Origin of the sequence: Celerinatantimonas marina, from assembly GCF_046054165.1 — a bacterium.
Classification (GTDB): domain Bacteria; phylum Pseudomonadota; class Gammaproteobacteria; order Enterobacterales; family Celerinatantimonadaceae; genus Celerinatantimonas.
Window position 1 is genome coordinate 1 of the sequence record NZ_JBFNXK010000030.1, and the last position, 8,932, is coordinate 8,932.

Sequence of the window (8,932 nt, forward strand, 5' to 3'; positions counted from 1 at the left end):
CGGGAACTGGTGAATGAACAGGGCCACATTGTGTGGCGGGGTTATCAGGAAGTATGGGGCAATGACCATCAGCAGCCCATTAACCTTGACCCCAAATATGCAGCGAACGACAGTATTCATGACCCGATTGAATGCGACCTGCGATATCCGGGGCAGATTTTTGACCGCGAGACAGGTCTTTACTACAACCGCCATCGCTACTACGATGCATATACAGGGCAGTACTTAAGCCCCGATCCGATTGGGATGGCCGGCGGGCTGCGGCCACAGGCGTATGTACATAACCCCGTGGATTGGGCGGATCCGTTGGGGCTGACGGAAGAAGGGTGTCGAGGAGTAAATAAAGATTCTCTATCGGGTAATAATTGGGAATTTAACTCAGATAAAGATCTTGACTTACGAGGTACTGGAAAATCTTATAGGGATGGTTTAGATCAAGCGTTTGCTCGGACAGGTGTAAGTAAAGAACAATTTGAAATTGTAAAATGGGGACGTGATGCTAATGGGAAATCTATCCCTGTTGAGTGGCGAGGTCCCGGGGGGGCAAATGTAAATATGGATATACCAGAATTGAATAACGTTAAACCTAATGGGACGCTAGGTGAAGGTCCCCATCAACCTCATATAGGATATCAGACTCCCGGTAAACCTCGCGTTAGAGGTCATATTTTTGTGGATAATATACCTGCAACAAGAAGGTAATCGAATTTGAAACTTCATAAATTTAGTAATGCTCTGGAAATTAAGGAAAAAGCTAATAAACTAGGTATGTCAGTAGACATAATAACAGGGGAAAAAGCTAAAAATTATATAAATTTTATCTTTTCAAAATATGGGAATGTAAAAAAAACGGGACATATTTCTTTAGATGAGGGAATCAAGATAAAAAATGATGAAGATTCTGAATTTTTATTTTTTGAAAAATTTGATAAAGAAAATCTATATGTTTTTTTTGAACAGGATTTAATTAATAGAAATACTTGCATTAAAGTTAGCAATGGGAAGATTTTATCAAAAATATTAATTGATTGTTTCGGAATGGAATATTTTGTATCCAATGACGTGGGTGGGTTTTTAGTAGCTGTTAATTGGTATACCATCCATTATTTAGAAGAAAAATGCATATAAAATTAAAGAATGTTAATAAGTTTAAGAGAATGTTAATAACAGATGTTATAATGTTGACTGACATTGTAAAAATATCACTATGATAATTTTGGTCATTTAATTGGCGTGGATGACAGCCACTTGGGCAGAGATTGCTTTGAACTAATGAGGCTATCAAAAAGGTGCCTCAACCCGAAAAGGCAGCCTGCAGCAGTTTTTGAATATTTGGTTATGATAGCGAACTGAACTTAAAAGAAACCGCACAAACCACCCAGTCACTCGATAACGTGGTTCCCATTCAAGAAGCGGCCTTGCAAAAAGAAAAACGCCAATATGACAATGCGGGGCGCGTTGTCAAAGTTGGACGTTTTACCTATCAATATGATGCCTGTGGACGGGCAGTCAGCAAAAGTGAACAAAAAGATGGCTTTCGTCCTCAAATTACCCGTTTTAACTGGGATGAACAAGACCGGCTGACTCGAATTGAACTCCCTAATGGGGAACGCTGGCGCTATCGCTACGATGCCTTTGGTCGACGACTCTCGAAAGAATGCGAGCAAGGCGCGCAATCGGAAAGAGAAATTGAGTATCGTTATGATGGTGCGCAGGTTGTCCAGCAAATCTTAAAAGCCGCGAATGGCGATGCGCTACAAACGACCGAGTATATCTACGAACCGGGGTCTTTTCGTCCGGTAGCACAAGTCAATACCAACCATGTACACGAGAGCGAGCAGCTTCATTATGTGGTTACTGACCAAGCGGGAACCCCCCGAGAACTTTGTAGCGAAGATGGTGATATTGTCTGGCGGGGCCAGCAAGGCTTGTGGCAACGACATCGACAGCAACAACTGAAACTGAATGTCGAAAGGCAATTCGACGAAGCAGCTAATGACCCAGTGCAATGTGACTTGCGTTATCAAGGTCAGCTTGAAGACCGTGAGTCGGGACTTTATTGCAATTTAAATCGCTATTATGATGCAGATAGCGGGCAATATTTGAGTCCAGACCCAATTGGAATGGCCGGAGGGTTACGACCACAGGCATATGTGCATAACCCAGTAGATTGGGGAGATCCGCTGGGGCTGGCGCCTGAGGGATGTGGCGCTAGTATAAAAGAATCAAAAGTTCTTCGGGTTAGAAGTGCAGAAGAAGTTAACCAGGAGATGATTGCTGCGGGTAATCAACCAGCCTGGCTTGAAGGAACTAAAGTTACATCAGAAATTGTTCCAAAAGGAACTCGCTATCAAATGGTTGTGAGCGAAGGTCAAGCAAAAGCTTTGACCAATGGAGTACCAGCATTTGGGGGATTTGCAACACCAGAAGTAATTTTAAGCCAAGCTTTTGCTCGTGATAAGTTAGTTATTTTAGATGAATTTAAATCAGATGTTTCACGAGTTATCACTGTGGAAACTACAGAAGCTCAGAGATTGAATAGCGGATTTACTGGACCTCTTGGTCAATATTCAGGTGGAGTACGGCAAGTTGAGTTTATAGGTGAGCGAGCTTTAAAAATGATAGGTGAACCTAGAACATTACCTTTGGAGTAGAAAATGACTGTTATAAAAAATTTTAGACAAATACGACGTGATGGGAAAATCATAGAGGAGTCTATGTCTCTTGATAAGATAATTTCTTTAGGATGGGGAGTCGAGAAAGTAATCGAATTACAGTGGAATGCTGGCGATGAAAATATATCGACTTTCAAGGGTAAATATGCGCTTCTAGGAGAAGTTGTTCCTAATAGAAAGGCCGTTGCTGTGTTGAATTTTTTAGATGAAAAATGTCTTAATAGCAGTTTATCTATTTTAGATATCAATGGAAAAGAAAAAATTAGAATTGAAAATGAAATTTTTATTCAAGGCGAAAGAAGAGAAGGTAAATTTAGTTGGTTTAGTAAACCTAAAAATGTTTTGCCATCTATAATAGGTGTGGTGTTTGAATTAAGTAGCGATCATTCTATGTATTTGATTGATATTGATACTGATACTGGAGGATTTGTTGGTGAACCTCAGATTCAGAAATAATATTGACATTGAAAAATTTAGACTAAGTTTTAATATATATCGGAATGTAAAGTTAATCTAATCTGTATTTTATGTTAGAAATGTATTCCTTTGGATGCATCAGAGATGCTTATTAATTCTGTTTTCACATCTACATCTGTAATTTTGAGATAAATTATTCTATGAATGTAGTTCCACATAACACCATTGTCGTCGTTGAAATATCCAATAGTAAAATAATTGTAAAAGTTTCAGGATATAAGAATAAAAAAGAACTGTTGTCAGAAGGTTTTGAAAATTTAAATGAATTTTTAATTTCTGATTATAATGATGAGAATCAAAAAATGAAAATAATTCATATTCTTGTTCAACGAGATGCATTGTTTTCATTTGGATATGGATGGTCACCATCGGAAATAATGGCCTATTATAAGGAGGAAGGAATTTATAAAGGTAATTATAAAAAAATATTGTGGCGTTCATCTACTGAATATGTAATTGAAGAACAATAGTAGCTGAGCAGAAGCTTTTATATTCTTCTACGGATAGCAGTGAAATACTCATACGACTGTCTATGATAGCTAAAGATTGAAGCTAACTTATCTATCAATTCACCGCAGGAATCCAAGAAAATCAGCTTATTTGGATTAATTAGCATTAGTCGGCGATAAGCTGACCTTGCGCAATTATCACTATGATAACCTCGATCAACTGATTGGGATCGATGACCCTTACTGGGGAGACCAGCAATTTACACTGACTCCGAATGGCCAAATTAGTGAAGTCCGTCGACAGGATCGTAACGATAACCAGCAGTTGCAACGCACCCTGTTTGGTTACGATAGCGAACTGAACCTGAATGCTAAAGCACATACCACCGACAACATCATCAGCCTAGCTGACGAACGATTGAAGGTCCATAAAACAGAGTATGACCGAGCCGGGCGGGTGCTCAAACTTCGGAATAATCAATACCAGTATGATGAGTGTGGCCGACTAATTGAAAAAACAGAGACCAAAAAAGGGTTTCGTCCGCAACAGACCCGCTATCAGTGGAATGCCGATGACCAATTAGTGCAAGTTGATTTGCCCAATGGTGAACGTTGGTGCTATCAATATGACCCGTTTAGTCGTCGAATCAGTAAAACCTGTACTGTTTCTGGTCAAGAACAGGCGCAACGCTATCAATGGGATGGCGACCTGCTCATTCAAAGCCAGCTGGTGGTGAACGGCGAAGTTCAACAGCAAACGGAATATGCCTATGAACCGGGTAGCTTTCGGCCAGTGGCACAAATCACGCAGCAGAACGAACAAAGCCGCTTACATTATATCGTCACCGATATGACTGGTAGTGCTCGGGAACTGGTGAATGAACAGGGTCACATTGTGTGGCGGGGTTATCAGGCAGTCTGGGGCAATGCCCATCAGCAGCCCATTAACCTTGACCCCAAATATGCGGCGAACGACAGCATTCATGACCTGATTGAGTGTGACCTGCGTTATCCGGGGCAGATTTTTGATCGGGAGACAGGGCTTTACTACAACCGCCATCGCTACTACGTATGCGTATACGGGGCAGTACCTAAGCCCAGACCCGATTGGAATGGCCGGAGGACTACGGCCACAGGCGTATGTGCATAATCCCGTGGATTGGGTGGATCCGTTGGGGCTGGCGCCTGAAGGGTGTTCAACAACTTTAGGTAGAAACATGATGGAGGATATGGGTCTTCCTAAAGGTACTTCTTGGAAAGGATACCAAGCACATCATGTTATCCCTAAACAGTTATATGATCATCCAGCGCTTAAAAAAATTGGTTACGATATAGATAGTGCTGATAACGGTATTTTTCTTAGAAAGGTAGATGATATGTCTAGTTCGTTGGCTCGTCATCAAGGTAATCATGATGGATATACGAAAGCCATTAAGAATGCGTTAGATAAAATTGATCTTAATCAAAGCGCAAAAAGAATTGGACGGCAGGTTGCAGATATACAAAATATAGCGAAGGAAAATATGAAGAGTGGATTACCTATTAGAGCAAAAGATCTTTCTCGTAATGGCGGTGCTGAAGGTAATGAAATAGCATTGAAGGTTTGGAGTAAAGTATTGGGGAATTAATATGAAAAATATAAGTGAATATTTAATTAAAGAACCGATTTTTATGATGTGTAGAGATTTTTTATTTGATAGCCATGGAATATTCAATGAAAAATATGAATTAATAAATGATGATAAATTTGCTTTAGATTTATTCTATTCTCAAAACATACCTTCAAAATATATTGTGTGGCAGGATAGAATTGAAAATGAAGTGGCGAAATTTACATTTTCTAAAGATTATGGAAAGGCTGAAGATTATATTGATGATGCAATTAAAAAAAGGACTTCTTTTCATAGTAAAAAAAATTTAGAATATAGAAAGAAAAAATTAAAAAATAAAAATACGAAAGCAGATGATCTATATTTTGAAATTATTGATGATATTTATCATCAGATGAAAATGCTTTCTATTCAAAGATATATTCATGGGGTTGTAAATAACTCTTTATTAGAAGATATTTTTCAAGTTATAGAAAATGGATATCTGCCATGTGGTATGACGAGTGAATGTAATCTATGCGTGTATGACTTTAAATTTTTAATGAGAGAATAGCAGAATCCCATCTGATGAGATCAATCATTTATACTCAATCCAATGACTAACTTAGAGCAATAATAATAGGCATCCACTTTATGAAGCCAATAATCATGCGGGATCCATGGAATTTGGTCGGCTTTAATTGATTTAACTTCATGCTTACTTTGATCAATTAACTGGCATTGACGACAGCCATTGGGGAAGTGATCGTTTTGAACTCGATAAAAACGGGCAGATCACTAAGCATTTGCATCAACTGGAAAAAGGCAGTCACCAACAGCAGATTCGACTATTTGGTTACGATAGCGAACTGAACTTAAATGAGACCCCGAAAGCCACCCAGTCACTCGATAACGTGGTTCCCATTCAAGAAGTGGCCTTGCAAAAAGAAAAATGCCAATACGACAATGCCGGACGCGTTGTCAAAGTTGGGCGTTTTACCTATCAATATGATGCCTGTGGACGGGCGGTCAGTAAAACTGAACAAAAAGATGGTTTTCGTCCTCAAATTACCCGTTTTAACTGGGATGAACAAGACCGGCTGACTCGAATTGAACTCCCGAATGGGGAACGCTGGCGTTATCGCTACGATGCTTTTGGTCGACGGCTCTCGAAAGAATGTGAGCAAGGCGCGCAATCGGAAAGAGAAATTCAGTATCGTTATGATGGGGCGCAGGTTGTTCAGCAAATCTTAAAAGCCGCGAATGGCGATGCATTACAAACAACCGAGTATATTTACGAACCGGGATCTTTTCGTCCGGTAGCACAAGTCAATACCAACCATGTACACGAGAGCGAGCAGCTTCATTATGTGATTACTGACCAAGCGGGAACACCCCGAGAGCTTTGCCGTGAAGATGGTGATATTGTCTGGCGGGGCCAGCAAGGCTTATGGCAACGACATCGACAGCAACAACTGAAACTGAATGTCGACAGACAGTTCGATGAAGCAGCTAATGACCCAGTGCAATGTGACTTGCGCTATCAAGGTCAGCTAGAGGACTGTGAGTCAGGGCTTTATTACAATTTAAATCGCTATTATGATGCAGATAGCGGGCAATATTTGAGTCCAGACCCAATTGGAATGGCGGGAGGGCTACGGCCACAGGCCTATGTGCATAATCCGATGGATTGGGGAGATCCGTTGGGGCTGGCCGGGTGTGGTTCTAAAAACAAAGGATATAATGATAAGGTTGTCGAATTAGACCCAACAGAAGTTTCATTTTCTCAAGCAACTGTTGATTACCAAAAGCGAGGCTCGCCTTTGAACTATGATCAACTTGTAGAATCTATGAAAAAAGATGGTTGGAATGGTAAACCATTGGATGTGGTAAGAATGCCAGATGGCGCAATAACTAGCGCAGATAATACTAGGGTTCTTGCTGCAAGAGAAGCTGGCATCAATATACAAGCTCACTTGAGGAACTATACGGACAAAATATCACCAGAACAATCAAGGCGGTTCCAGTTTAATGGAGAACTTCCCAAAACATGGGGAGAAGCTATAGAGTTTAGGGTTATGAAACAATCAACGATGAGAGGCATCGATAAAACTTGGTCAGAAAGATTTCCACTTGGCTCTTTATATGATCCTGAGATTACGGGGAAAAAGTAATGCAAAAAAAATTCACTATTTATGACAAAAGCCAACTTCCTAAACATTTTAGTTATCCAGAGAAATATATAATTATGTCTGCAGAAGCAAACCTGCCAGAATATTTTGAATGGTGGTTTGAGGACGCCGATACTCCAGCAGGGAAATTAGCTTGGAATCTAAGACATAGCTATAAAGAATGGAAAAATATGAAGGATAAAAATCTAATTCCATTTGCTCAATTAAATGATGATGCGGCATTTTTTGATGGAAATGATACAAGTGGTAATCCAAAAGTAATCGTTATTGATTTAGGAAATACAGAACGTAATTATGAATTTTGTGATTTTGATTCTTGGTTTGACTTTGCAAAGAATGGATAACCATGGATGTGATTTTTTTATAATATAGTTAGAGTCCAGAACTTTTATGATTGACCATCAAGTTTAGATAAGCTCTCATAGTATCTGGATAAAATTACATGTTAATTAAAGATATAAATTCAGATGGCACATTATCTATAAGCCATACATTATTTTTTGCCTGATAAAATTTAAAGCCCTGCTTGTACATTAGTTGGGCTTTCACCTCTAATACAATTGGATTTCCATATCGTTGACCGACTGTTATCGCAGTTTCCACATCTGTAGATAGGTGAACGTACTGTCTTTGTTGGGATTTTAACCCATGTTCTGTAATAGATGTTAAAAACCGAGTAGCAGTTCCATGATATAAAGTTTCAGGGGGGCTTATGGGTTGAAACTGTAAATCAACGTTGATTGAATGACCTTGGTTTGCTCGAATATATTCACCATCTTCAGATATACTGAAACGTTTTTTATCGTTATTTTTAACGACTTCTTTGATTAAAGGTAAATTCAACGGTGAAATGCCATCATATTTAAATTTATTCGTCTTAATTATGATTTCTTCAATATTAGCCCAGCCGTTTGAATCTAATTCAATACCGATGGTATCAGGCTTGTGACGTAAAATAAGGCTTAAAAATTTACTTATTTGATTTAATTCTTTAGCTGATGTCATTTAGTTAACCGACTTTCCTAATAATGTTCGTCATCTTATGCTTAATATATTATAAACACATAAAAATATCGAATAACCGGGATCACCATCCCAGCTGTTTATTTCACTCAACTCGCCCCTGCGTCGCTTTTAACTGTGCCAGTTGTTCCCGCAATACCACCTCCTGCGGACTGTCCGGAATGAGCACTATACAATCCGGTCACTTGTGTGCCGGTCTCAAACCCTGTCTCGCGCAGCTACTTGCCTTTGAGATGACTATCCGTGGTGCTAGTATTGCCTCCGTTTGCAGTAATAATAGCAGGCCAGCCATCTTATGAGACCAGTAATCATGCGCAATCTATGTACGTTGGTTGGTTTTAATTAATTTAAGTCGATGTTTACTTCGGCTAATTAACCAGTATAGATGACTCTTACTGGGGGGACCAGCAATTTACACTGACTCCGAATGGCCAAATTAGCGAAGTTCGCCGACAAGACCGCAACGATAACCAGCAGTTGCAACGCACCCTGTTTGGTTATGATAGCGAACTGAACCTGAATGCCAA

The 8,932-nt window shown here is 39.6% G+C and carries 10 protein-coding genes and 1 pseudogene; 10 read left to right on the plus strand and 1 reads right to left on the minus strand.

Annotated features, from left to right (window positions below; all coding sequences use genetic code 11):
* The 10 genes and pseudogenes from ABUE20_RS19110 to ABUE20_RS19150 form a co-directional block, all read left to right on the plus strand.
* Nucleotides 1–702, plus strand: a 702-nt coding sequence (locus ABUE20_RS19110; protein WP_408621566.1) for a polymorphic toxin type 47 domain-containing protein, incomplete at its 5' end; no start/stop codon positions are given.
* Nucleotides 703–708: 6 nt separating this feature from the next.
* Nucleotides 709–1,128, plus strand: a complete 420-nt coding sequence (locus ABUE20_RS19115) for a hypothetical protein (RefSeq protein WP_408621567.1) — start codon at nucleotides 709–711, stop codon at nucleotides 1,126–1,128.
* Between the two features lie 290 nt (nucleotides 1,129–1,418).
* Nucleotides 1,419–2,654, plus strand: coding sequence for an RHS repeat domain-containing protein (locus ABUE20_RS19120; protein WP_408621568.1), 1,236 nt, complete (start codon nucleotides 1,419–1,421; stop codon nucleotides 2,652–2,654).
* Between the two features lie 3 nt (nucleotides 2,655–2,657).
* Complete coding sequence (locus tag ABUE20_RS19125; RefSeq protein ID WP_408621569.1) at nucleotides 2,658–3,131, plus strand: hypothetical protein; 474 nt, start codon at nucleotides 2,658–2,660, stop codon at nucleotides 3,129–3,131.
* Between the two features lie 161 nt (nucleotides 3,132–3,292).
* A complete protein-coding gene (locus ABUE20_RS19130; RefSeq protein ID WP_408621570.1) occupies nucleotides 3,293–3,622 on the plus strand; it encodes a hypothetical protein in 330 nt (109 codons plus the stop codon).
* 397 nt (nucleotides 3,623–4,019) lie between these two features.
* Nucleotides 4,020–4,490, plus strand: a pseudogene (locus ABUE20_RS19195) (RHS repeat domain-containing protein); the annotation flags it as partial.
* A 328-nt stretch (nucleotides 4,491–4,818) separates the two neighbouring features.
* On the plus strand, nucleotides 4,819–5,229 hold the full coding sequence (locus tag ABUE20_RS19135) for an AHH domain-containing protein (RefSeq protein ID WP_408621575.1): 411 nt from the start codon (nucleotides 4,819–4,821) through the stop codon (nucleotides 5,227–5,229).
* Between the two features lies 1 nt (nucleotide 5,230).
* Nucleotides 5,231–5,764: a hypothetical protein gene (locus ABUE20_RS19140; protein WP_408621571.1), complete on the plus strand. Its 534-nt coding sequence runs from the start codon at nucleotides 5,231–5,233 to the stop codon at nucleotides 5,762–5,764.
* Between the two features lie 232 nt (nucleotides 5,765–5,996).
* Nucleotides 5,997–7,364 carry an RHS repeat domain-containing protein gene (locus ABUE20_RS19145; protein WP_408621572.1) on the plus strand — a complete coding sequence of 456 codons (1,368 nt, stop codon included), beginning with the start codon at nucleotides 5,997–5,999 and terminating at the stop codon, nucleotides 7,362–7,364.
* Nucleotides 7,364–7,726 carry a hypothetical protein gene (locus ABUE20_RS19150; RefSeq protein WP_408621573.1) on the plus strand — a complete coding sequence of 121 codons (363 nt, stop codon included), beginning with the start codon at nucleotides 7,364–7,366 and terminating at the stop codon, nucleotides 7,724–7,726. The genes ABUE20_RS19145 and ABUE20_RS19150 overlap by 1 nt, the downstream gene beginning before the upstream one ends.
* 94 nt (nucleotides 7,727–7,820) lie before the next feature.
* Here the strand turns inward: ABUE20_RS19150 and ABUE20_RS19155 are convergent, their stop codons facing one another.
* A complete protein-coding gene (locus ABUE20_RS19155) occupies nucleotides 7,821–8,387 on the minus strand; it encodes an RNA 2'-phosphotransferase (protein WP_408621574.1) in 567 nt (188 codons plus the stop codon).
* Nucleotides 8,388–8,932: the final 545 nt, after the last annotated feature.